Raw genomic sequence first — 22,369 nt, forward strand, 5'->3', positions numbered from 1 at the left:
CTTGGTGATGCTCCGTCCGCTGCGCTTCCGGAGCTGCGGGGCTTTGCCCCGCCGGCCCTGGGCTTCGCTTCGCTCTGCCCTGGGCCGGCGGGTCCGCTGCGCTCCCCCGCCTCAAGGGCCCTTCCGGCTGCGCCTCCAGGGCCCGAGGCCCGCTGACGCGGGCCTGACTGGCTACGGGGAGCGGGGGGTCGCTCGTTCGTGCCGGGTTCTAGTGTGGTGGCTGCCTCAAGTAGATGCAGCATGTATCGTTGGCGGAAATTGGGGACACCCCGCCAGTCACTCGGGATTCTCCCAACTTTCGAGAGGATGGCCAGATGGCTGGTCACCACGAATCTACCGGACCAGATCCTGCCCTGAGCAGCGATTCAATGCTCTGGGTGGCGCAGTATCAGACGGCGGGTGTGAAGGCCCGGTTGAGACCGTTCGCGCTCCTGGAGACGCAGGGCCTGCCCGCGAGCGAGGCGGGCGACCTGGTGGCCGGGGCGCAGTGCGACGTGGTGGAGCTGGACGGCATGGTGCCGGCTTCTCAAGGTGTGCTGTGTTCGCGGGCGGCTGGGACGAAGGGGTGATGGCGGTGAGTGAGGCCCCTGGGGGCATCGCGGTCCGGGACTGGCCACGGCGCGGCGGCCGGTCGGGCGGGTGGTTGAGCTGGCCGTACGTTTCGCGGACGTGAGGCAGCGTGAAGGGGCAGACCTGGTGCGGCTGGAGGGGTTCGTTCGGGAGTCCGTGCTGCTGCACACCATGGCGCGGCGCCGGGTGCTGGAGGTGCTGGGCGAGGCTGGCGGTCTGTGTGCGGCGCGGAGGGTGAACAGCGACGAGGACTGCATCCTCTGCGCGTTCGGTGTCGGGCACTACGGCCCGGACGGCCAGCCGCCCTTCAAGGACGGAAAGCCCGGCTGGCATAGGGCGGGTGCGTCGATCTGGAACGGCTCGGGTGCGGCCTCTATTCGGCACGCGGCCATCGAAGGACCACAGGAATAGGAACCGGGGAGGGCTTAGAAATGCTTTTGCTTTCGCTCAAGGAACACCAGGTCGACCAGAAATTGCGCTTTCGTGACTGGGTAGGGTTTCCTGCAAGATCCTTTATGCCTCCGGAGGGGGCACGTGCCATGGGGGTGTCCGCGACCGGGTCCGGTAAGACGATCACCACCGCTGCGTGCGCTCTGGAGTACTTCCCGGACGGCCGGATCCTCGTCATGGTGCCCACCCTGGATCTGATCGTGCAGAGTGCCCAGTCCTGGCGGCGGGTCGGGCACCGTGCGCCGATGGTCGCGGTCTGCTCGGTGGACAAGGACGAGGTCCTGGAGCAGCTCGGAGTGCGCACCACCACCAACCCGATCCAGCTCGCTCTGTGGGCCGGGAGCGGTCCGGTGGTCGTGTTCGCCACGTACGCCTCCCTGGTGGACCGCGAGGACCCCGCTGACGTCGCTGGCCGTGGGACTGTTCCTGGGCCGTTGGAGTCGGCTCTGGCGGGCGGGGAGCGGCTGTACGGGCAGCGGATGGCTCCGTTTGACCTGGCCATTCTGGACGAGGGGCACATGACCGCAGGGGATATGGGGCGGCCGTGGGCGGCGATCCATGACAACAGCCGGATCCCTGTCGACTTCCGGCTCTACCTGACCGCGACCCCTCGGATCCTCGCCGCGCCCCGGCCGCAGCGAGGCCGGGACGGGCGGGAGGTGGTGGTCGCGTCGATGGAGGACGACTCCAGCACCTACGGCACCCGAATTTTCGATCTCGGTCTGGCGGAAGCGGTGGAACGCTCGATCCTCGCGGGGTTCGAGATCGACGTGCTGGAGATCCGCAACCCGGACCCGATCCTGGGCCTGTCCGAGGACGCCCTGCGTGGCCGGCGCATGGCCCTGCTCCAGGCGGCGCTGCTGGAGCACGCGGCGCAGCAGAATCTGCACACCACCATGGTGTTCCACCAGCGGGTCGAGGAGGCGGCCGCGTTCGCCGAGCAGATGCCGCGCACAGCCGCGGAGCTGTATGCCGCTGAGGCCTCCGCGGCGGCGCTGGCCAGTGCGGAGGAGCTGCCCGCGTCGTCGATCGACGCTGAGCTGTACGAGCTGGAGGAGGGCCGTCACGTGCCTGCGGAGCGGGTGTGGGCGGACTGGCTGTGCGGGGACCATCCCATCGCGCATCGGCGTGCGGTGATCCAGCGGTTCGCCAACGGCATCGACGCCCAGAACCGGCGGGTGCACCGGGCGTTCCTGTCCTCGGTACGCGCTCTCGGGGTCGGGGTCGATATCACCGGGCTGCGCGGGGTCGAGGCTGTGTGCATCGTCGGCTCGCGCAGCTCCCAGGTCGACATCGTCCAGAACATCGGACGGGCACTGCGCCCCAACCCGGATGGCACGACCAAGACCGCGCGGATCATCATCCCCGTCTTCCTCCAGCCCGGGGAGGACCCGAAGGACATGGTCGCCTCCGCCAGCTACCAGCCCCTGGTCGACATCCTCCAAGCCCTGCGCTCACACTCGGAACGCATGGTCGACCAGCTCGCCTCCCGCGCCCTGCCCCGCGCAACCGAACGGCGGCGTATCTACGTCCGGTCTGCCTCCGCGGCCGGCCCGGAAAACGGGGACCTGTCCGAGGAGGCCCGCGAGGCGCAGCAGGAGGTCGACCGCGTCACCTCGGTCGTGGTCAACTTCGCCTCCCCCCGCGACGCCGCCGACATCGCCGCCCTGACCCGCTGCCGCGTCATCCGGCCCCAGTCCCTGGTCTGGCTCGAGGGCTACCAGGCCCTGGTCCGGTGGCGCATCGAGAACGGCATCACCGGCCTGCACGCCGTCCCCTACGACGTCGAGACCGAGGTCGGCGTCACGAAGGACTTTCCCCTGGGCCGATGGGTGCACCAGCAGCGCAAGGCGCTGCGCGCCGGCGAACTCGACCCCCACCGCAAAGAGCTCCTCGAGGACGCCGGGATGGTGTGGGAACCCGGCGATGAAGCGTGGGAGGCCAAGCTCGCCGCACTCCGCTCCTACCGGCGAGCCACCGGACACCTCGCACCCCGACAAGACGCTGTCTGGGGCGAAGGCGCGGCAATGCTGCCCATCGGACAGCACGTGGCGAACCTCCGCCGCAAGGACGGCCTCGCCAAGGACCTGCAGCGCGCGGAGACCCGGGCCGCGCAGCTCGCGGAGATCGACCCGGACTGGAACTGCCCCTGGCCGCTCGACTGGCAACGCCACTACAAGGTGCTCGCCGACCTCGCCGCCGACGAGGACGGTGGAGTACTGCCCGACATCGCCCCTGGCGTACTGATGGACGGCGATGACATCGGACGATGGCTGGAGCGCCAGAAAAATCCAGGCACCTGGAAACAGCTCTCCGAGGAGCAGCAGCAGCGGCTGTTGAAGCTAGGCCTACAGCCCGACCAGGCCCCGGCCCCCGCCCCGACGGCGAGCCGCACGGCGAAGGGGCCGAGCAAGGCGCAGCAGGCATTCCAGCGCGGACTCGCGGCCCTCACGCAGTGGGTCGAGCGGGAAGGCGTGGACCGGCCGGTCCCGCGCGGCGCGGTCGTCGAGATCGAGGTCGATGGCAAGGACGAGCCGGTGCCGGTGAAGCTTGGCGTGTGGGTCTCGAACACCAAGTCGAGGCGGGACAAGCTCACTCAGGAGCAACTCGTTGCCCTACGGGAGCTCGGTATCGCTTGGGCATGACTCTGGCACCGACCCATCGGTGCGCTAACCAGACAGCGCCGAGCCCGCAGTCCCCAAGGGAACGCCTGCAGGGACTGCGGGTTGCAGATTCGACTGGTGTCTCAGCTGCTGTCGCCACTCTGATCAGTTTCTGTGTCCGGGGCCTCTTGCCCGGCGGTCGCTTCTGGGACGAGGCGATCGGTGTCCGACAGTTTTAGCGCGCGGTGAACTCCCGAGATGGGCGGGGGATCGTTGTCCGCCACGATGATCTGCAGGTCATCGATATGCTGGAGGGCAGCGCTGAGCAGGGTGGTGTACATCTTGCGTAGCCGCTCGAGATCGATGCCTTCGTGGCCGACGTTGTTGCTGAGGCCGTCGATGATCAGGATGTTCGGGAGCGGAATGCTGTTGTCCCGCAGGGCAACAAGTTGGTGTGCGAGGACGTGCGCCACGTTGACGAGGACTTCCACTCCCTGAGAGCCGAGGTCTGAGAAGGACCGGCCGTCGACGATGGGCAGGTACGTCTTGCGACTGATGTACGTGCCTGCCGGTTCTTCGAATCGTGGAGTGTCGAAGGCGCGGAGGATCGTCTCGAAGGCTTCGTCGAGTTTCCGCAGTCGTTCTTGGACGGCAGGGTTGCTGTGCCTGGAAGCGTCGATGCTCGCGTTGAGAGATTCTTGTTCCTGCTCAAGCTCGGCGATGCGGCGTGCCTGCTTCTGGGAACGCTCGTACAACGACAGGGCTTGTTCTAGGCTGATCAAGCGTTCTTCAAGCCGGGCTTGTTCGGCGGCGGTGGCGCGGATGCGGTCGGTCTGATCGCTGACGAAGGCTGACGTGGCTCGGTCTAGCTGTGCTCCGAGGTCGTTGCGGAGACGGGTGAACCGTTCCGGGTTCGGTAGAGACTCGATTCCGTGAAAAAATCGAGTCATGGCACGTCCTTCCTCCTATCCCGTTGAGCTGCGCAAACGAGCGGTCCGTATGGTCGCCGAGGTCCGTGGTGACTATCCGAACGAGTCGGCCGCGCTGCGAGCGGTCGCCCAGAAGCTGGGCATCGGTTCGGCCGAGACCCTGCGGAACTGGGTCAGGCGCGACGAGGTCGATTCCGGGCAGCGGCCGGGGGCGTCCACGGAGGAGTCCGCTCAGATCAAGGCGATGAAGAAGGAGATCGCCGAGCTGAAGCGGGCGAACGACATCTTGAAGGCTGCGGCGTCTTTCTTCGCGTCAATGCCATCGTTGGAGACGTCGAACCAGTGACGGTGCGACACTGACGGACGCCGACGGGACTGGCTCTTTTCTTTGCTGCCCCGTCCGTTGCGGGCTTGTCGGCGATGTGCCGCCCCGTCGGCGTCCTCGTTCTTCGCGATGTGGCCTGATAGAAGCGTGCTGCTCGCCCGATTGAGGCGTGCCCCCGCGGAGAGCGACGACACCTCGTCCGACTCCCGCCGGAGGCCCTCTGTGATCGTTGTCGGTATCGATTCGCATAACTGATCGTTTCAGAATGAGTTTGGCTCACAGGCTTGGCAGTTGGGCTGGTGGACGGCAGAGTTCTGAGTGTGTCGGATGATCTTGTGCCTGATGACCTGTGGGATCGTGTCGCTCCGCTGCTCCCGCCTCGCCCGCCGCGGCGTCGGCGGTATCCAGGCCGACTGCCGGCGGATGACCGTGCGGCTCTGCGGGGGATCGTCTACGTGCTGCGCACGGGAGTGACCTGGGCGGACGTGCCGACCGAGACGATCGGCTGCAGCGGGGTGACGTGCTGGCGGCGGCTGCGGGACTGGACCGAGGCCGGCGTCTGGCCCCGCCTGCACGAGATCCTCCTCGCGGAACTCCGCAAGGCCGGACTGTTGGACATGGAGGACGCCGCGGTCGACGGCTCGCACGTCCGGGCCCTGAAAGGGGGGCTCACACCGGACCTTCACCGGTCGACCGCGGCCGCCGGGGCAGCAAGCACCATGTGATCACGGACCGACACGGAACACCCCTAGCGGTGTCGTTGACCAGCGGAAACCGTCACGACGTCACCCAGCTCATGCCCCTGCTGGACGCGATACCCCGCATCCGCGGCCTGGCGGGCAGGCCACGTCACCGACCACGGCGGCTGTTCGCCGACCGCGGCTACGACTACGACAAGTACCGGCGGCTCCTCCGCGCTCGCGGCATCACGCCGAAGATCGCCCGCAAGGGCACCGCCCACGGATCCGGCCTGGGCAGGACCAGGTGGGTCGTCGAGCGAACCTTCGCCTGGCTCCACCAGTTCAAGCGCCTCCGGATCCGCTACGAGATACGAGCCGACCTTCACCTCGGACTGCTCCAACTCGCCTGCAGCATCATCTGCTTGAGACGACTCCGAACCTCATTCTGAAACGATCAGTAAGAAGACCCACACCCTGGTCGCAGTCGACCAGGTCGGAAAGCGCCTGACGCAGTTGACCGTGGACGCGACTGCCAAGGGGCACCGGCAGGTCTGCGTCTGGCTGCGGCAGTTCGAACAAGTGATGCTCGCCATCGAGGACTGCCGGCATCTGACCCGGCGCTTCGAGGCCGACCTGCTGCTGGCGGGCCACGCGGTGGTGCGCGTGCACACCCGACTGATGGCCGGCGCGCGTCGTTCGGCCCGCGAGCGCGGCAAGTCGGATCCGATCGACGCGGAAGCGGTCGCGCGCGTCGCCCTGCGAGAGCCCGACCTGCCCAGGGCCGAGCTGGACGGCCCGACCCGCGAGGTGAAGCTGCGTTCCGACCACCGTCGCACCCTGGTCCGCCAGCGCACTGCCATCGCCAACAAGCTGCGCTGGTTCCTGCACGAGATCGACCCCGAGCTGGCTGTCCCCTCGCGCGGCCTGCGGCGGCTGTGCGTCCTTGACGCCTTGGAAGCGGACCTCGCGGCCCGCAGCGGAGTCGTGCCGGAGATCGCGTTGGATCTGGTTCAGGACTGCCGGCGTCTGTCCATACGCATCAACGCGATGGAGGCGCAGCTGCGCCATTTGGTCCGCGAACTCGCTCCCAGCCTGCTGGAGGTGCCCGGCTGCGGGGTCTTGTCTGCGGCGATGATCCTCGGAGAGACGGCCGGCGCCACCCGCTTCAAGTCCAAGGACGCCTTCGCCCGGTTCAACGGCACCGCGCCGATCCCTGTCTGGTCCTCCAACACCGTACGTGTCCGGCTCAATCGGGGCGGCAACCGCGCCATCAACAACGCCCTGCACATGGCCGCGGTCACCCAAGTCCGCCGCGGCGGGCCCGGCGCCGACTACTACGCCAAGCAACTCGCCGCAGGCACCACTGTCAAGGAAGCCCTTCGCCTGCTGCGGCGCCGCATCTCCGACCGGGTCTTTCGGGCCCTGCTGGCCGACGAGGCGGCACGCGCCTCCCACGGACCCATAACGGATCTTCCGCAGGCTGCTTGACATAGAAGCATCGCCGAACTCGACCGGCCACACACGCGCTCGTAGCGTTCATCGACGAGCACAAGGACCGCTTCGGCGGGGTCGAGCCGATCTGCCGGGTCCTCACCGACCACGACTGCAAGATCGCCCCCTCCACCTACTACGCCCACCGCAAGCGACTCCGGGCCCCGTCTGCCCGCACTGTCCGCGACGCCGAGCTGAAGTCGCTCATCCAGCAGATCTTCGAGGCCAACTACCGTGTCTACGGGGCCAGGAAGGTCTGGCGTGAGCTGCACCGTCAGGGCCACATCGTGGCCCGGTGCACGGTCGAACGCCTCATGCGCGAGCTCGGCATCACCGGTGCCGTCCGCGGGAAGAAGATCATCACCACGATCCCGGACGGCTCCGTCGAGCGGGCGCCTGACCTGGTGGACCGCAACTTCGTCGCGCCGGCCCCCAACCGGTGCTGGGTCGCGGACTTCACCCACATCAGCACGTGGTCGGGAGTGGTCTACGTCGCTTTCGTCGTGGACACCTTCTCCCGCAGGATCGTCGGCTGGTCTGCTGCCTTGTCGAAGGAGACCAGGCTCGTTCTGGACGCCCTGGACATGGCTCTGTGGCAACGCGACCGCGACGAACAGCCGTACCAGGCAGGTGAGTTGATACATCACTCCGATGCCGGGTCGCAATATACGAGTTTCCGGCTTGCCGAGCACCTGGACGCCGTCGGCATAGCGGCCTCGATCGGCTCGGTCGGCGACGCCTACGACAACGCCCTCATGGAGTCCACGATCGGCTTGTTCAAGACCGAACTGATCAAGCCCGGACGGCCCTGGCGAACCCTTTCCCAGGTCGAACTCGCCACCGCCGAGTGGATCGACTGGTACTGCCACCGCCGACTTCATGGTGAAATCGGGCACATCCCACCCGCCGAATACGAGGCCAACTACTACCGCGAAACCCTGAAACCCCAGGTCACAACCATAATCTGAAGTCTCTACCGAACCCGGAACGGTTCAGAGGCACCCATGGCCACCGAGGACCCGACGCCCAGTTACACCATGGTCGAGGATGACTGCTCCGTCCAGAACGATCTGGCGGAGCGGATCAGCCAGTTCAACTACGAGTCCGATACCGGCGTGGCGGTCATGGCCTTGTTCCCGGCCCAATGGAGCGGGAGCGCCGGCGATACCGTGACTCTCCGGGGGGACGGGAGCATCGCCCTCGACATGGACGGCACGTTCGACCTTCCGGAGTCCGGGTTCCGGGCTCTGAACATTCCGGTCCCCGAGGTGATCCAGGCGCTGAGCGCCCGCGAGGCGGCACTCGTCGGCGACGGGCCCACGATTCACTCCTTCACATCGGAGGTGCTGGGAAGGTGGAGCGGATGGAACGAGCCGGTCTCCACCGCCCTGCTCGGCGACTGGGCGGACCCTCTCTACGACCAAGGTCACCTGACCCCTGAGGCCTTGGACAAGCTGAGGTCAGAGGCCAGTGTCATCCACCGGCAACTCACCCCGGTCTGGCGCCGCAAGGTCAACCAGTCGCGGCTGCTGCTGCTCGACACCCCGCTCGGCGACGGGCTGACCCTGTACGACCTGGTCTGCGGACAGGCCGCCGTCGACCCCGGCTTCGAGGCCGGCTTCGAGGACTCGCGCCTGACCGAGATCCTGAAGGCCCTCTCCCCGGCCGAGCGAGCGGTGACTCTCGCTCTCGGCGCCCGTGGGGTCACCACCTGGGCCGAAGCGGCCATGGCCGCAGGTGCTGCGGATCCGGAGAGGCAGGGTGAGAAGGTCCGCCGGAAGGTGAAGGGGCTCGCTGGGCGCATCACCGGCAGCTCGACCGGGGCCGAGGCGGCCACGGTGAGCGGCCGATGAGCGCCCCGGCCCCTGTCGCAGCCCGCCCGGCCAGGCGCCGGGAGGTGGTGTTGCGGATCGCCCTGCCGGGCATTCCGGCCTGCACCGCGGTACTCGGCACCGGCAGCGTCGGCGCGGCCCTGGTCCACGGCGCCATCCCGGCAGCATCCCCGCTCGTGTGGCCGCTCGTGGTCCTCGCCCTCGGCACGATGGCGTACGACGTCGGGCTCCGTGCCCTGCGCCGCCGCGCCGGCTGACCACGCTGCCGCACGGCAACGAAGTCCACCCCAGGCCAAGGTGCGTGCGCCCACCCCCGCGCCTGGCACACCCTGGGCCTGGCGCTCTCGGCGCTGGGCTTGGGCCACGTTGTGCTCGGCCGGCTCCTGCTTGTGCTGAGCCTTCGTGCCCGCCGCCTCGGCGGCGGGCGCCTCGACTTCGGCGAGGCGCGGCCACGCTGCTTGTTCCCGGGCGGCGCTCTGACTCGGGGGCCCGGGGCGGCGCTGGTGGCCTCCCGGCTGCGGGCGCTGGCCGGGAGGGACCGACGCGTTGCTGGACCCGGCCATGGCCGAGCTGGTGTGGAGGGACAGCGGCGCCGGGCGGCCGCGGCCGCTGACCGCCGACGCGGCGTTCTGCCGCCGGCTGGGCGAGCGGGTGGGACGGGACTGGCTGGGGCCGCTGTCCGCGGTGGACCAGGCGAGCATCGCTCGCACCGACACGGGATGACCCTTTCGCGGAGGAGGCGGTATAGCTCGGGGCGGTACGGCTACGGCCTACCGCCCCTTTCCTTGATCCCCTTTCGGCGGCCGATGCTCCAGGCCCAGCAGAACGAGGCCACCACCCGGGCTAGCGGCACAGCCAGGCGTCTCCGTGGTCGCCGCGAAACTCGCGGCGGCCGGCCGGACGTTGATCGTCACGGCGCGAGCCCACCCCAGGGTCGACCTCTTGTTCCATCCGCGAGCCGTGAGCTCTGCAACAGATCGAGCCCCTGGGGTGCGCTGGTGTCGCGAACGGCTACTGAGATGGCGGACCGACGAGTCCTGGGATTAGGGCGCCGCGTGACCCGCATGTGCTCGTGACCTGCATAAATGACTGCATCTGGACTGCATCTGGACTGCATCTGGGAGGACAGCTTGACTGTGTTCTGCGGCATCGACTGGGCAGAGCTCCACCACGACTTCGCCCTCGTTGACGACACCGGCACACTGCTCGCCAAGGCCCGCATCAGCGATGACGCGGCCGGCTACAGCAAGCTCCTGGACCTCCTGGCCGAACACGGCGACAGCCCGGACTCTCCCATACCGGTGGCCATCGAAACCAGCCAGGGCATGCTCGTGGCCACCCCGCGCACCGGCAGCCGCAAGGTCTTCGCGATCAACCCGCTCGCTGCCTCCCGCTACCGCGACCGCCACGGCGTCAGCCGCAAGAAGTCCGACCCCGGTGATGCCCTGGTCCTGGCGAACATCCTGCGCACCGACATGCACGCCCACCGCCCCCTGCCCGCCGACAGCGAACTCGCCCAGGCCATCACCGTGCTGGCCCGCGCACAGCAGGACGCCGTCTGGAGCCGCCAACAGGTCGCCAACCAGGTCCGCTCGCTGCTGCGCGAGTACTACCCCGCCGCCCTGCACGCCTTCCAGGGCAAAGAGGGCGGCCTGACCAGGGCAGACGCCCGGATGGTCCTCGCACTCGCCCCGACCCCGGCCAGGGCGGCGAAACTCACCCTCGCCCAGCTGCGCGCCGCCCTCAAGCGCAGTGGCCGCATCCGTGCCTTCGACACCGAGGCCGCTCGCCTGCGGGACATCTTCCGCTCCGAGTACGCCCGCCAGCTCCCGGCCGTCGAGGACGCGTTCGGCAAGCAACTTCTGGCCCTCCTCAAGCAGCTGGATGCCACCTGCCAGGCCGCGGACGACCTGGCCGCAGCTGCCGAGGCTGCCTTCAAGCAGCACGCCGACAGCGAGATCCTGCTCAGCTTCCCTGGCCTCGGCCCCCTGCTCGCGGCCCGCGTCCTCGCCGAGATCGGCGACGACCGGAGCCGCTTCGCCGACGCGAGAGCGCTCAAGTCCTACGCCGGTTCCGCCCCGATCACCCGCGCTTCCGGCAAGAAACGCTTCGTCGGCCGCCGCTTCGTCAAGAACAACCGGCTCATGCACGCCGGCTTCCTCTGGGCCTTCTCAGCCCTCCAGGCCTCACCCGGAGCCAACGCCCACTACCGCCGCCGACGCGAGCACGGAGACTGGCACAACGCCGCCCAGCGTCACCTGCTCAACCGCTTCCTCGGCCAGCTCCACCACTGCCTCCAGACCCGGCAACACTTCGACGAACAACGAGCTTTCGCACCACTTCTCCCAGCTTCCGCGTAATTCAGGAGATGGGCAGAAGCTCAGTCAGTGAGCGCTTGGCGGCCCTCGTTGAGGCTGCGCCACCTGGGCGCTCAGAGTTACTCAGTGAGGGTGAGTAAGCGAAGTTCAGCGTCCAACATGCGGATCAACTCGCCAACCCGTCCGCCGTCAGCCGGCGCCGTCGGGAAGCGTTTGAGCACGTCAACCACGACCGGTGTTGCACGACGCACCGTCCGTTCAAGGTGTTCAGCACCGACGCTCCGGTCTGTTGGCGACTCGTGAAAACTGACCCCTGAGCGACTCCTGAAAATTGACCCCTCCTGATCCTTGGAGGGTGCTGAAAGTGGAGGACTGGGCAGAGATACGTCGGCTGCACCGAGCGGAGGGTGTGCCGATCAAGGAGATCGCACGGCGGTTGGGGGTGGCCCGGAACACGGTGCGGGCCGCGTTGGCCTCGGACCGGCCCCCGAAGTACGAACGGGCCCCGCGGGCGTCGGTGGCCGATGTTTTCGAGCCGCAGATTCGGGCCTTGCTGAACGAGTGGCCCCGAATGCCGGGGCCGGTGATCGCCGAGCGGATCGGCTGGCCGTACTCGATGACACCGCTGAAGAAGCGGCTGGCCAGGATCCGGCCGGAGTATGTGGGCATCGATCCGGTCGACCTGACCTACGAGCCCGGCGAGGTCGCCCAGTGCGATCTGTGGTTCCCCGAGACGAAGGTCCAGGTCGGCGCCGGACAGGAGAGAATCCTGCCGGTGCTGGTGATGACGCTGGGCTTCTCCCGGTTCATGACCGCGACGGGACCTGTCCCCGAGTGGTGGACACCTCTGAGCCCGGCCCCGGTAGGGGCCGGGTAGGAGGCATCTTTTATGGTGATGAAGGTCTACTCGCCCGAGTTCAAGGCGGACGCCGTCGCGCTGTACCTGTCGGACCCGGGCCACACCTTCGAGGGCGTCGGCAAGGACCTGGGGATCAGCCGGGAGACGCTGCGCAACTGGGTACGGACCGAACGGGCCCGACACGGCGGGGGCAGCACGACGAGTACGAGCACGGAGAAGAACACGGTGGATTCCCCGCCGACGGCCGAAGAGCTTCAGGCCGAGAACGAGGCCCTGCGCCGTGAGCTGGCGACGGTGCGCAAGGAGAACCAGAAACTGGCCACCGAGCGTGACATCCTACGCAAGGCCACGAAGTTTTTCGCACAAGAGATGACCTGGTGACCAACCGCTTCCAGTTCGTCGAGGACCACCACCGCGCCTGGGGCGTGAAGCGGTTGTGTCACGTGCTGGAGGTCGCCCGCTCCAGCTTCTACAAATGGCGGGCCGGCCGTCAGGCCCGCGCCGCGCGCGAGCGGGCGGACGCCGCGCTCGCCGAGCGGATCAGGGCCGTGCACGCCGAATGGGACGGCACCTACGGTCGCCCGCGGATCACCGCCGAGCTGCGCGACCAGGGCGAGCACGTGAACCACAAGCGTGTCGGACGGGTCATGCGCAAGTACGGCATCGCCGGGCTGCGGCTGCGCAAGCGCCAGGTCACCACCGTGCCCGAACCGTCCGCGACGCCGGTGCCGGACCTCTTCCGGCGCGACTTCACCGCCACCGCCCCGAACACCAAGTACGTCGGCGACATCACGTACTTGCCGGTGGGCGACGGCCAGTTCCTGTATCTGGCGACGGTGATCGACTGCTTCTCGCGCCGCCTGGTGGGCTGGTCGATCGCCGACCACATGCGCACCTCGCTGGTCGCCGACGCGCTCCAGGCAGCCGCCGCGACCCGCGGCAGCCTGGCCGGAGCCGTCTTCCACAGCGATCACGGAGTGCAATACACCTCCCGCCAATTCGGCGATGTATGCGCTGAGTTGGGGGTGCGACAGTCCATGGGTGCGGTCGGCACGAGCGCGGACAATGCGCTCGCCGAGAGCTTCAACGCGGCCCTCAAACGCGAGACGCTCCGCGGCGCCCGCCGCTTCGACGGGGCCCGCGCCTGCCGCCTGGCCGTCTTCCGCTGGACCACCCGCTACAACACCCGCCGACGACACTCAGCGAACGGACAGCAGGCACCGATCGCCTACGAGCAACGGTCAGCTACCCTGACACTCGCCGCATAACAACACGAACAGGTGTCCACTCCTCCGGGACAAGGCCCGCGTCGAAGTCACGGCGGAGGTTGCGGGCGAAGCCCGCAAGCGGAGCCAGGGTGTCGTGCTCGACGCCGACGATCCACTCCTTGAGCCGGTCGCCGTGGCGTGCGGTCATCATGACGGCGAACTTCCTGACGTGGCCGGTGAGCCGGTCCAGCTCAGGGTCGCGCTCACGCAGACGGTGCAGCTTGTCGGCATCGCCGTCGCGGAGGTGTTCGGGATGGGTCATGATCCATGAGGTGACCTCACGGACAGAGGGAGGCTTGGGGCCGCCAGCGGGTGCGTGTCCGCGCCCGGTGCGATAGCGCCGCAGGTGACGCTGGACAGCCAACTCTCCTCCTGGATAGCCGAGTTGCTGGATCTCCCGGTGGAGCTGTGCGGCATTTCTTATGCCTTCGTTCCAACGCTGGTGCAGGTAGCCGACGTACGGGTCGACGATGTGCGCCCGCTGCAGGCTCTTGGCGACGACATCATCGGCGGAGCGGGCGTTGACCAGCTTGCGGACGGTGGCTTGGTGCAGTCCGAGCTTCCGCCCGATCGCCGCCTTCGACATCCCCTGCGCCCACAGCTCGTGGGCGGCGGCGTGCTGCTCCCGCAGCCGGGTCACGATCTTCAGCTCCTTTGACGGCTGCACCACCTCGGGCGCCGCGTCAAGGTGGCCGGCGCCGTCTTCCGCTGCGGCAAGCGGTTCGGCCAGGTGGGAACGGTGGGCGTTGACCGTCTTCTCGACCGCCTGGCCGAGGTTGGCCCACAAGTGATACCGGTCGGCGACCTGCTGAGCCTGTGGTGCTCCGACCCGCGCCCCCTCTCCGTAACCGCTGGAGCGGTCCCGGCAGATCACCTTCACCTCGGGATGGCCGCGGAGCCAGGCGGCCAGGTCCTCGCCCTCACGACCGTCGTAGAGGTGAATCGGCCGGTGGGTAGCCATGTCGATCAGTACCGTGCCGTAATGCCGGCCCTTGCGAAAAGCGAAGTCATCGACGCCCAGGACCTCCACCTCACCGACGTCCGGATCAGGCACGGCTCTGACCAGGCGCAGGAGTGTGTCCCTGCCCACCGTGATGCCCATGGCAGCCGCCAGGCGGGCTCCCGCCCGGCCCGCCAGGGCCAGGCCGATCTGCGCCAACATCCCACGCATCAACGGCGTGTAGCGACTGTGCGGGGTGGTCAGTCCCGCGATCTGCTCGGCGAACGTCACCGCCGAGCAGACGGGGTTCTCGCAGCGGAAACGGCGCACGCATAACTCGATCACGACACCGAGACCGCCCGCCGCGGCGTCACGCAGGCTGCGTATGTACCGGCCGTGCACCCGCGCCGAGCTCTCACCGCACCCGCAGACCGCCGTCGCCGCCCGCACCCGCGCCCTGAACACCACCCGATCCGGTCGCCTCTCCACCTCCTCTATCAGCAACGCGGACAGGTACGGAAACAGCTCCAGGAGCACATCACGTGAGCACGCGTTGCATGATCGCGAACAGGCGGAGCAACGTACTCAGCCGTCCGGATCACAAGATCGTCGACAGAACCCTGATCTTGACGTGGACGGCGTCGATGAAGACGACCGGGTAGACCGGATCGAGCGGGCGGGTGCGCCATTCCGCCATCGATTCCAGGGCCTTGTCGGTGATCGTGGAGATGGTCTCCTTCGTGGTCGTCATCCCGTAGGTCTGGGCGAGGTGGGAGACGATCTCGCCGGAGGTCAGGCCCTTGGCGGTCAGCGAATCACCAGATCGTCCAGCGCGCCGGTGCGGCGGGCGTACACGGGCAGCATCCGGGGCCGGAAGGTGCCCAGCCTGTCTCTGGGGATCTGCACCGTCACGGCGCCGACCTCCGTCATGACCTTCTTGGCCCGATAGCCGTTGCGCATGTTGCCGCCTGAACGGGACCCGCGCCCACCGCTCCGGCCGGCCTCGGCGGCCAGGTGCTCGTCCATCTCGGCTTCCAGGGCGGCCTGCATCAGGTGCTGGGCCAGCTCGGGCAGCAGCCCGCCCTCGCCCATCAGCCGCAGCCCTTCCCCGCGGACCTTCTCGGCCGCGAGCGCGGCCAGCTCCTCCAGCAGCTCGCTGGACAGACCGTTCGGCGACACCGGCATCGACTTCACGTCGGCACCCTGAACACTGCTGTCAGCCACGGCAAGCGACACGCTGCCGGAGGTCTCGATCCGGTGATCCATCGTCGTACTCATCAGGTGACTCCTTCGTGGAGGCTCACACCTGATTCATGACACTCCCCGACGGACGGCGTCAGTCCGGTACGGGTGAGTCCCCTCCGGACTCGCGCTCCGAGGGGTTCACGGACGCGAGAAGCTCCCCGAGCTCGATCGGCGAGCGGTCCCGCGCGCGCGCCAAGGACCAGAACAGCAGCGCGACGCCCATCGCCCCGGGGTCCGGTGAGCCGAGGGCGCGCCGGCCGACGTAGGAGGCGCGGCCACGGCGGGCGCGGAAGGAGGCGGTGGCCCGGGCGGCGTTCAGGGCGGCGAGGGCGACGTCCCGCAGGTCCGCGCCGGCGTCCAGGGTGTCCCGGGCGGGGACCAGGGCGTCCACCATCGTGCGGTCTCCGGGTTCGGCCTCCCCCACCCGTTGGATGGCGGCGAGCCCTTCGCGGACACCGGCGCGCCAGGCCTCGTGGTCGTCGTCGTGGGCGGCGAGGGCCCGTGCGATCTCCTGGAACAGGAGCCCCAGCAGGGGGCCGCTGGTGCCGCCGACCTCGTCGAGGAAGACCTCGGCGGCCACGGCGAAGGGTGGTTCGGCGGGGCGGGTGTCCAGTGCGGACGCGACGAGGTCGAGTCCTTCGCGCAGGTTGTCGCCGAAGTCGCCGTCGCCGGAGATCTGGTCGAGGGCGGTGAGCGTGTCGTGTGCGGTGCGTGCGGCCTGCGCGTAGGTGCGCAGGACGAGTCGCTGGTCGGTGGTCAACGGCTGGGCTCCAGTACGGGGAAGGCGGGTGTGCGGGCCGGGGCCTGCCAGAAGGCGGCCCAGTCGTCGCGCAGGGCGGTGACGGTGAGGGAGAAGCCGCTCATGTCCAGGGCCGGGACGAAGGTCCCGACGAGCCTGCCGGCCACGTCCAGGCCTCGCCTCTGAAGAAGGTCCGACACCCGGGCGTGGACGGCGTGCAGTTCCAGCAGTGTGGTGGCGCCGAGCCCGTTGACCAGCAGGACGACGGTGCCCGTGGTCGCGGGCAGCGCGTCGAGGATCTGCCGGGTCATGCGGTCGACGAGTGTGTCGAAGCCGGGATGCGCCAGGGCCGAGGCGGCGCGCTCGCCGTGGATGCCGACGCCGTATTCGAGTGTTCCGTGAGGCAGCTCGAACGCCTCGCCGCCGCGGGACGGGGAGGTCTGGGCGCGTGCGGCCACGGCGACGCTGCGCGAGGCCGCCGCGAAATCGGTGCCCAGCGCGGCGAGTTCATCGAGACCCAGTCCGGAGTCGGCGGCGCCGCCGAGCAGTTTCTCCACGATCACGGTGGCAGCGGTGCCACGTCGGCCCGTGGCGGTCTCGGTGCTCTCGGTGGCGAGGTCGTCGTCTACGAGGACGCGGCGGACGGGGATGCCGTCGGCGCGCAGGCGTTCGGCTGCGATGCCGAAGTTGATGCGGTCGCCGGTGTAGTTCTTCACCACGTGCAGGACGCCGTCGTCTCCCGCGACGTCCCTGGATGCCTCGTGGACCTGGCGGTTGTGGGGCGAGGCGAAGACGCGGCCCGGGACGGCGGCGTCCAGCATGCCGCGTCCGACGAATCCGGTGTGCAGGGGCTCGTGGCCGGACCCGCCGCCGGAGACGATGCCCACGCGCCGGTCGGGGTGGCGGTCGCGGGCGGCGACGTACAGCGGGTCCTCGTTGAGGCGGAGGAGGCCGGGGTGGGTCAGGGTGAGGCCGCGCAGGGCCTGCTCCACGGGGTTCCGGTCGGGCAGGAACAGGCTGTTCACGAAACCGGGGTCCTTTCGGTCGGGTGCGGGGCCGGGCTGCCGGGTGGGTGGGCCTCGCCCGCCCGCAGCCGGGTGGTGGCCAGGGCGGAGACGAGGGCGACGCCCACGCAGTAGACGATCAGCCAGGCCCAGTGGCCGCCGGCGACCGACAGCAGGGCGGTTCCGATGAGCGGGGACAGGCCGCCGCCGAGGGTGGCGCCGATCTGCTGGGTGACGGAGAGGCCGGTGTACCGGACGTTGACCGGGTAGAGGTTGGAGAACAGGGCTCCCTGCGCGCCGTACATCGCACCGTGCCCGATGCCGAGGCCGAGCGTCATGCCCAGGATGTAGGCCCAGAACTGGCCGGTCTGGAGCAGCAGGAAGAACGGCACCGCGAGGACCGCCTGGAAGAGGGCGCCGGCGATGTAGACCTTGCGGCGGCCGACGCGGTCCGAGAGCGCGCCGAAGTACGGCAGGGTGCAGCACTCGACGGCGCAGGCGATCAGGACGGCGAGGAGCACGGGGCCCTTGGGCAGGTCGAGTTCGGTGGTGACGTAGGTGATCGCCACCACGTAGTAGATGTTGAACAGGCCGCTTTCCGCGATCTTGGCGAGGACGGAGAACAGGACCGTCGTGGGCCGGCGGGTCAGCACTTCGCGGACGGGTAGCCTCTGGACCTCGCGGTCCTCGCGCATCTTGACGAATTCGGGGCTCTCCGTGACGTTCAGCCGCATCCAGAGACCCACACCGACCAGGAGGATGCTGGCCAGGAAGGGCAGGCGCCAGGCCCAGGAGTCGTACGATCCGGCGGGCAGAACGGTGTCCAGGACGGAGACCAGGCCCACCGGGACGAGGACGCCGGCCGGAGTGCCGATGTGCACCAGGGAGGTGAAGAAGCCCTGCCGGGACGGCGGGCTGTATTCGAGGGCCATGAGCACTCCGCCGCCGTACTCACCGCCCATGCCGATCCCCTGGAGCAGCCGGATGGCGACGAGGAGGAGCGGGGCGGCGACGCCGATGCTGTCGTAGGAGGGCAGCAGGCCGATCGCGAAGGTGCCCAGGCCCATCATCAGCATGGTGATGATCAGGACGTTCTTGCGTCCGAGGCGGTCGCCGAAGTGGCCGAAGAGGATTCCGCCGAGGGGGCGGGCCGCGTAGCCGACGAAGTACGTGGCGAACGCGGCGAGGGTGCCCACCAGGGGCGAGGCGTCGGGAAAGAAGATCTTGTCGAAGACCAGCGCCGCGGTGGTCGCGTAGAGGGTGAAGTCGTAGTACTCGACGGTGGTGCCCAGGGCGCTGGCGGTGACGACTTTCCGCAACGACGCCCGGGCGTCTGGGGTGGCGGCCGGTTCGGGCATGCTCGCTCCATTGCGATGGCGGCTCGGGCGACACGGTCGGTGCTGTCCTGCATGTTGCACGGATGCCGACCGTGTCCGTTGTGAGTGGCGGCTCTCCTGCCGGAGACCGCGTGCTAGCATCTGATGCATCAGACATTACATTCGCGCCGTGGGCGCGGCAATACCCGGGAGGCCACGTGAAGGACATCCGGCTCGGCGGCATGATCTCGACCGTCGTCACGCCGTTCGACGCGAAGGACGAAGTCGACCTCGACCTGCTGCGCGGCGAGGTCAGGTACCTCCTGGACCAGGGGGTGACGGCGATCTGCGCCTGCGGCAGCACCGGCGAGGGCCAGACGCTGTCGCTGGAGGAGAGCGCGGCGATCTGCGCCGTCGTCGTCGACGAGGTCGCCGGACGGGTCCCGGTCGTCGGCGGTGTGATCCAGAACAGCACGGCGCAGGCCAGGCGCTACTCCCTCGCGCTGAAGGAGGTCGGGGTCGACGCCCTCCAGGTCACCCCCGTGCACTACGTGTTCGCACCGTCCCCCGAGGAAACGGTCGCGCACTACCGTGAGATCGGCGAGGCCACGGACCTGCCGATCGTGCTGTACAACGTGGTGCCGTGGGCGCTGGTGCCGGTGGACACGATCGAGCTGCTGCGCGAGGTCCCGCAGGTCGTGGCCATCAAACAGTCCGGCGGTGACATCCACCTCCTGGCCGACCTGTTGCACCGTATGCGCGACCGGTTCACCGTCCTCGCCGCGCTCGACGATCTGCACTACCCGGCGTTCGTCATGGGCGCACACGGCGCCCTGGCCGCGATCCCCACGGTCACCCCCCGGCTGAGCGTCGAGCTGTGGGACGCGGTGCAGGCCGGCGACCACGCCAAGGCCCTCGAACTGCACGAGCGGATCCTGACGGTCTGGCGGGCCATCGACGCGCCCAACCTGCCCGCCACGCTCAAGGCAGCGCTCGAACTGCAGGGCCGCTCCCCCGGTCTGCCGCGCCGTCCCTTCAAGCCCGCCACCCAGGCCGAGCGGGAGCGCATCAGGACGGCTCTGCGTGCGGCTAACCTGATCGATTAGATGCTGTGTCGACAACGCCGGCCGCCGGGTCGGAACCGGCGGCGCGGCGACCGTTGGAGAAGAAGGGCGATCATGGCCACCCCGTCCGTCCGCAGCAGCCGCGGCACCACCCCCCTGGTCGTGGAGTCGATCTCCGAGCAGCTCCACTCGATCCTGTGCGAGCGGATCACGACGGGCGCCTATGCCCCCGGGTCCCGGCTCGATCCGCAGGCGATCGCGAACGAGTTCGGCGTGTCCCGGACCCCGGTGCGTGACACGCTGCTGCGCCTGGAGCACGACCGGCTCGTCGAGACGCGTCCGCGCTCGGGCACGTTCGTCACCCGGCCGAGCCGTCAGGACGTCCACGAGGTGTGCCAGCTGCGCAAGGGCCTGGAGTGGCTGGCCACCGGAGTGGCCGCCGGGGCCATGCCGCTGGAGCAGATCGCCGACCTTCGAGACGAGGCCGTCGCCGCCATCCGCGCGGCCGAACAGGGCGACTACGAACCGTTCTTCGCCAGCGACACCCGCATTCATCGCGAGATCATCGCCAGCACCGGCAACAGCCGCCTGATCGCGGCCCGCGAGTCGGTCGAACCCTTCGTCTACTGGCTGCGCGTCCTCGGCGCCACCGGCCCGCACCGCCTCGCGGGGTCCACCCGGAGGCATCTCGAAATACTGGACGCCATGGCGGCACGCGACACCGAGGCCGCCCAGGAGGCCGCCGCGCTGCACCTCACCGAGGTCGAGGAATGGACGCTGGCCGACATGGCCTCGCACGACATCGTCACCTGACGCTGACGCCTGCCGCGGCTTGCGAGGGCGACCGCGCGCGAGGCGGCCGAGGCCCCGCCCCCTACCGCCGCTCCCCCGTCCCGCGCGGTTCCCGGCACTTGCGCCTGGCCCTACCGCGCTCCGGGCGCCCGGGTGCGGCACGGACACCCGCGTCGCGGACCGTCGGCGTCCCGGCCGCCGTCGCGGTCCTTGACGTCTCCCACGTGCGGTGCAATGGATGGGAACGCTCCCAAAAACCCGTGCGCGGTAGCCATCAGGCACTCGATCCCGGAGAGACGATGAAACGGAACAGATTCCTGGCCGCCCTGCTGGCCGTACTGGCCGGCTTCTTCTTGACCACGGGTCCCGGCCCGGCGGTCGCCCAGGCCGAGTCTCGCGAGCCACTGGCCGGCGGCCTGCACATCAGCGACGGCCGATTACGTGAGGCCAACGGGAACGACTTCGTCATGCGCGGGATCAACCACGCGCACACGTGGTACCCGGGCGAGACGCAGTCGCTGGCCGACATCAAGGCCGTCGGCGCCAATACCGTCCGCGTCGTTCTCTCCGACGGCCACCGCTGGTCGAAGAACAGTCCCGAGGATGTCGCGGGTGTCATCTCCCAGTGCAAGGCCAACCGGCTGATCTGCGTACTGGAGGTGCACGACACCACTGGCTACGGCGAGGACGCCGCGGCCGGAACACTCGACCACGCGGCCGACTACTGGACCGGCCTGAAGAGCGTGCTCGCCGGAGAAGAGAACTACGTCGTCATCAACATCGGCAACGAGCCCTGGGGCAACACCGACCCCGCCGGCTGGACCGCTCCCACCATCGCGGCCGTGCGAAAGCTGCGTGCCGCGGGGCTCGAGCACACGATCATGGTGGACGCGCCGAACTGGGGCCAGGACCTGCAAGGGGTCATGCGCGCCAACGCCCGGTCCGTCTACGATTCCGACCCCACCGGTGACCTGATCTTCTCGATCCACATGTACAGCGTCTACGACACCGCACAGGAGATCACCGACTACCTGAACGCCTTCGTCGACGCCGGACTGCCCCTCCTGATCGGCGAGTTCGGCGGGCCGCCCGACCAGTGGGGCGACCCCGACGAGAACACCATGATGGCCACCGCCGAGCGGCTCCGTCTCGGCTACCTCGCGTGGTCCTGGAGCGGCAACACCGATCCCATCCTGGACATGGCCACGGACTTCGACCCGGGCAGGCTCACGGACTGGGGCAAGCGCGTCATCAACGGGCCCGACGGCATCGCCGAGACCTCCCGCGAAGCCACGGTCTACGGCGGCGGTTCCGGCGACAGCCAGGCCCCGACCGTCCCCGGCGCCCCCGTCGCCTCCGCGGTGACCGCCACCTCCGCCACCCTCACCTGGCCGGCCGCCACCGACAACGTCGGCGTCACCGCGTACGACGTCGTCCGCGTCAGCGGAGGAACCGAAACCAGGATCGCCACCTCCACCGGCACCACGGCGACCCTCACCGGCCTGACCGCCGGCACCTCCTACACGTTCGGCGTCTACGCGCGGGACGCGGCCGGCAACCGTTCGGCCCGCTCGGCCACGGTCGGCGTCACCACCAAGGAGGGCGGCGGCCCCGGCTCGGGCTGCGCGGTCGGCTACCGCGTCGTCGGCGAGTGGAACGGCGGCTTCCAGGGCGAGATCACCATCCGCAACACCGGCACCGCCGCCATCACCGACTGGTCGTTGGCGTTCGCCTTCGCGAACGGCCAGGTCATCACCACCATGTGGGGCGGCACCCCCCGGCAGACCGCCGCCGCGGTGACCGTCACCCCCGCCCCCTACACCGCCACCATCCCCGCCGGCGGCTCGGTCGCCCTCGGCTTCCTCGCCAACAGGGCCGGCACCAATTCCGTGCCGAGCGCCTTCTCCCTGAACGGCGGCAGCTGCGCCGTCAGCCCGTAGGACG

The 22,369-nt window shown here is 69.1% G+C and carries 18 protein-coding genes and 4 pseudogenes; 16 read left to right on the plus strand and 6 right to left on the minus strand.

Features of this window, described 5'->3' with window-relative positions:
• The first annotated feature begins 377 nt into the window (after positions 1–377).
• From ACU6P3_RS00005 to ACU6P3_RS00015, 3 genes are all read left to right on the plus strand, one after another.
• Complete coding sequence (locus ACU6P3_RS00005; RefSeq protein ID WP_447195317.1) at positions 378–569, plus strand: hypothetical protein; 192 nt, start codon at positions 378–380, stop codon at positions 567–569.
• Positions 570–669: 100 nt separating this feature from the next.
• Complete coding sequence (locus ACU6P3_RS00010; RefSeq protein ID WP_447195316.1) at positions 670–981, plus strand: hypothetical protein; 312 nt, start codon at positions 670–672, stop codon at positions 979–981.
• A gap of 20 nt (positions 982–1,001) precedes the next feature.
• Positions 1,002–3,665: a helicase associated domain-containing protein gene (locus ACU6P3_RS00015; RefSeq protein WP_447195315.1), complete on the plus strand. Its 2,664-nt coding sequence runs from the start codon at positions 1,002–1,004 to the stop codon at positions 3,663–3,665.
• Between the two features lie 101 nt (positions 3,666–3,766).
• On the opposite strand, the gene ACU6P3_RS00020 is transcribed toward ACU6P3_RS00015, so the two are convergent.
• Positions 3,767–4,573, minus strand: a complete 807-nt coding sequence (locus ACU6P3_RS00020) for a hypothetical protein (RefSeq protein ID WP_447195314.1) — start codon at positions 4,571–4,573, stop codon at positions 3,767–3,769.
• Between ACU6P3_RS00020 and ACU6P3_RS00025 the strand changes: the two are divergent.
• From ACU6P3_RS00025 to ACU6P3_RS00070, 10 genes and pseudogenes are all read left to right on the plus strand, one after another.
• Positions 4,572–4,859, plus strand: a pseudogene (locus tag ACU6P3_RS00025) (transposase); the annotation flags it as partial. The gene ACU6P3_RS00020 and the pseudogene ACU6P3_RS00025 overlap by 2 nt on opposite strands.
• Positions 4,860–5,197: 338 nt before the next feature.
• Positions 5,198–6,006 (plus strand): IS5 family transposase gene (locus ACU6P3_RS00030; RefSeq protein ID WP_447195313.1). Its coding sequence is split into 2 segments (ribosomal slippage): positions 5,198–5,537 and positions 5,537–6,006, totalling 810 coding nucleotides; the frame shifts between segments, so codons are not numbered across the junction.
• Between the two features lie 25 nt (positions 6,007–6,031).
• Positions 6,032–7,045 (plus strand): transposase, encoded by a 1,014-nt coding sequence (locus ACU6P3_RS00035; protein WP_447198155.1) that lies wholly within the window; start codon positions 6,032–6,034, stop codon positions 7,043–7,045.
• Positions 7,046–7,089: 44 nt separating this feature from the next.
• Positions 7,090–8,016 (plus strand): annotated as a pseudogene (locus tag ACU6P3_RS00040) (IS3 family transposase); the annotation flags it as partial.
• A gap of 36 nt (positions 8,017–8,052) precedes the next feature.
• Positions 8,053–8,901, plus strand: a complete 849-nt coding sequence (locus ACU6P3_RS00045; protein ID WP_447195312.1) for a hypothetical protein — start codon at positions 8,053–8,055, stop codon at positions 8,899–8,901.
• A complete protein-coding gene (locus ACU6P3_RS00050) occupies positions 8,898–9,137 on the plus strand; it encodes a hypothetical protein (RefSeq protein WP_447195311.1) in 240 nt (79 codons plus the stop codon). Before ACU6P3_RS00045 ends, ACU6P3_RS00050 begins: the two co-directional genes overlap by 4 nt.
• Before the next feature lie 304 nt (positions 9,138–9,441).
• On the plus strand, positions 9,442–9,603 hold the full coding sequence (locus ACU6P3_RS00055; RefSeq protein ID WP_447195310.1) for a hypothetical protein: 162 nt from the start codon (positions 9,442–9,444) through the stop codon (positions 9,601–9,603).
• A 392-nt stretch (positions 9,604–9,995) separates the two neighbouring features.
• The gene (locus ACU6P3_RS00060; RefSeq protein ID WP_447198153.1) at positions 9,996–11,240 is read left to right on the plus strand and encodes an IS110 family RNA-guided transposase; all 1,245 of its coding nucleotides are present in this window, start codon (positions 9,996–9,998) and stop codon (positions 11,238–11,240) included.
• Between the two features lie 313 nt (positions 11,241–11,553).
• A pseudogene (locus ACU6P3_RS00065) lies at positions 11,554–11,853 on the plus strand (helix-turn-helix domain-containing protein); the annotation flags it as partial.
• A 234-nt stretch (positions 11,854–12,087) separates the two neighbouring features.
• Positions 12,088–13,325, plus strand: a protein-coding gene (locus ACU6P3_RS00070) for an IS3 family transposase (RefSeq protein ID WP_447195309.1) whose coding sequence is annotated in 2 segments (ribosomal slippage) — positions 12,088–12,417 and positions 12,420–13,325 — 1,236 coding nt in all. Because the reading frame shifts where the segments join, the coding sequence is not laid out codon by codon here.
• On the opposite strand, the gene ACU6P3_RS00075 is transcribed toward ACU6P3_RS00070, so the two are convergent.
• The 5 genes and pseudogenes from ACU6P3_RS00075 to ACU6P3_RS00095 form a co-directional block, all read right to left on the minus strand.
• On the minus strand, positions 13,303–14,802 hold the full coding sequence (locus tag ACU6P3_RS00075; RefSeq protein WP_447195318.1) for an ISL3 family transposase: 1,500 nt from the start codon (positions 14,800–14,802) through the stop codon (positions 13,303–13,305). The two genes, ACU6P3_RS00070 and ACU6P3_RS00075, sit on opposite strands and share 23 nt — an antisense overlap.
• 82 nt (positions 14,803–14,884) lie before the next feature.
• Positions 14,885–15,450, minus strand: a pseudogene (locus tag ACU6P3_RS00080) (transposase); the annotation flags it as partial.
• 151 nt (positions 15,451–15,601) lie between these two features.
• Entirely contained in the window at positions 15,602–16,270 is a 669-nt protein-coding gene (locus ACU6P3_RS00085; protein ID WP_447195319.1) for a DAK2 domain-containing protein, read from the minus strand.
• The gene (locus tag ACU6P3_RS00090) at positions 16,267–17,274 is read right to left on the minus strand and encodes a dihydroxyacetone kinase subunit DhaK (protein WP_447195320.1); all 1,008 of its coding nucleotides are present in this window, start codon (positions 17,272–17,274) and stop codon (positions 16,267–16,269) included. The genes ACU6P3_RS00085 and ACU6P3_RS00090 overlap by 4 nt, the downstream gene beginning before the upstream one ends.
• Entirely contained in the window at positions 17,271–18,611 is a 1,341-nt protein-coding gene (locus ACU6P3_RS00095) for an MFS transporter (RefSeq protein ID WP_447195321.1), read from the minus strand. The genes ACU6P3_RS00090 and ACU6P3_RS00095 overlap by 4 nt, the downstream gene beginning before the upstream one ends.
• A 176-nt stretch (positions 18,612–18,787) precedes the next feature.
• On the opposite strand from ACU6P3_RS00095, the gene ACU6P3_RS00100 reads away from it, so the two are divergent.
• From ACU6P3_RS00100 to ACU6P3_RS00110, 3 genes are all read left to right on the plus strand, one after another.
• The gene (locus tag ACU6P3_RS00100; RefSeq protein WP_447195322.1) at positions 18,788–19,675 is read left to right on the plus strand and encodes a dihydrodipicolinate synthase family protein; all 888 of its coding nucleotides are present in this window, start codon (positions 18,788–18,790) and stop codon (positions 19,673–19,675) included.
• A gap of 72 nt (positions 19,676–19,747) precedes the next feature.
• Positions 19,748–20,446 carry a GntR family transcriptional regulator gene (locus ACU6P3_RS00105; protein WP_447195323.1) on the plus strand — a complete coding sequence of 233 codons (699 nt, stop codon included), beginning with the start codon at positions 19,748–19,750 and terminating at the stop codon, positions 20,444–20,446.
• Between the two features lie 278 nt (positions 20,447–20,724).
• Positions 20,725–22,365: a cellulase family glycosylhydrolase gene (locus tag ACU6P3_RS00110; RefSeq protein ID WP_447195324.1), complete on the plus strand. Its 1,641-nt coding sequence runs from the start codon at positions 20,725–20,727 to the stop codon at positions 22,363–22,365.
• Positions 22,366–22,369 lie beyond the last annotated feature (4 nt).

The sequence above is a fragment of the Streptomyces hebeiensis genome (assembly GCF_052983195.1).

Coding starts and splice junctions, on each gene's coding strand:
- ACU6P3_RS00015 (WP_447195315.1), top strand. CDS start 1,002: ATGCTTTTGCTTTCGCTCAAGGAACACCAGGTCGACCAGAAATTGCGC.
- ACU6P3_RS00020 (WP_447195314.1), bottom strand. CDS start 4,573: ATGACTCGATTTTTTCACGGAATCGAGTCTCTACCGAACCCGGAACGG.
- ACU6P3_RS00045 (WP_447195312.1), top strand. CDS start 8,053: ATGGCCACCGAGGACCCGACGCCCAGTTACACCATGGTCGAGGATGAC.
- ACU6P3_RS00050 (WP_447195311.1), top strand. CDS start 8,898: ATGAGCGCCCCGGCCCCTGTCGCAGCCCGCCCGGCCAGGCGCCGGGAG.
- ACU6P3_RS00055 (WP_447195310.1), top strand. CDS start 9,442: ATGGCCGAGCTGGTGTGGAGGGACAGCGGCGCCGGGCGGCCGCGGCCG.
- ACU6P3_RS00095 (WP_447195321.1), bottom strand. CDS start 18,611: ATGCCCGAACCGGCCGCCACCCCAGACGCCCGGGCGTCGTTGCGGAAA.
- ACU6P3_RS00105 (WP_447195323.1), top strand. CDS start 19,748: ATGGCCACCCCGTCCGTCCGCAGCAGCCGCGGCACCACCCCCCTGGTC.
- ACU6P3_RS00110 (WP_447195324.1), top strand. CDS start 20,725: ATGAAACGGAACAGATTCCTGGCCGCCCTGCTGGCCGTACTGGCCGGC.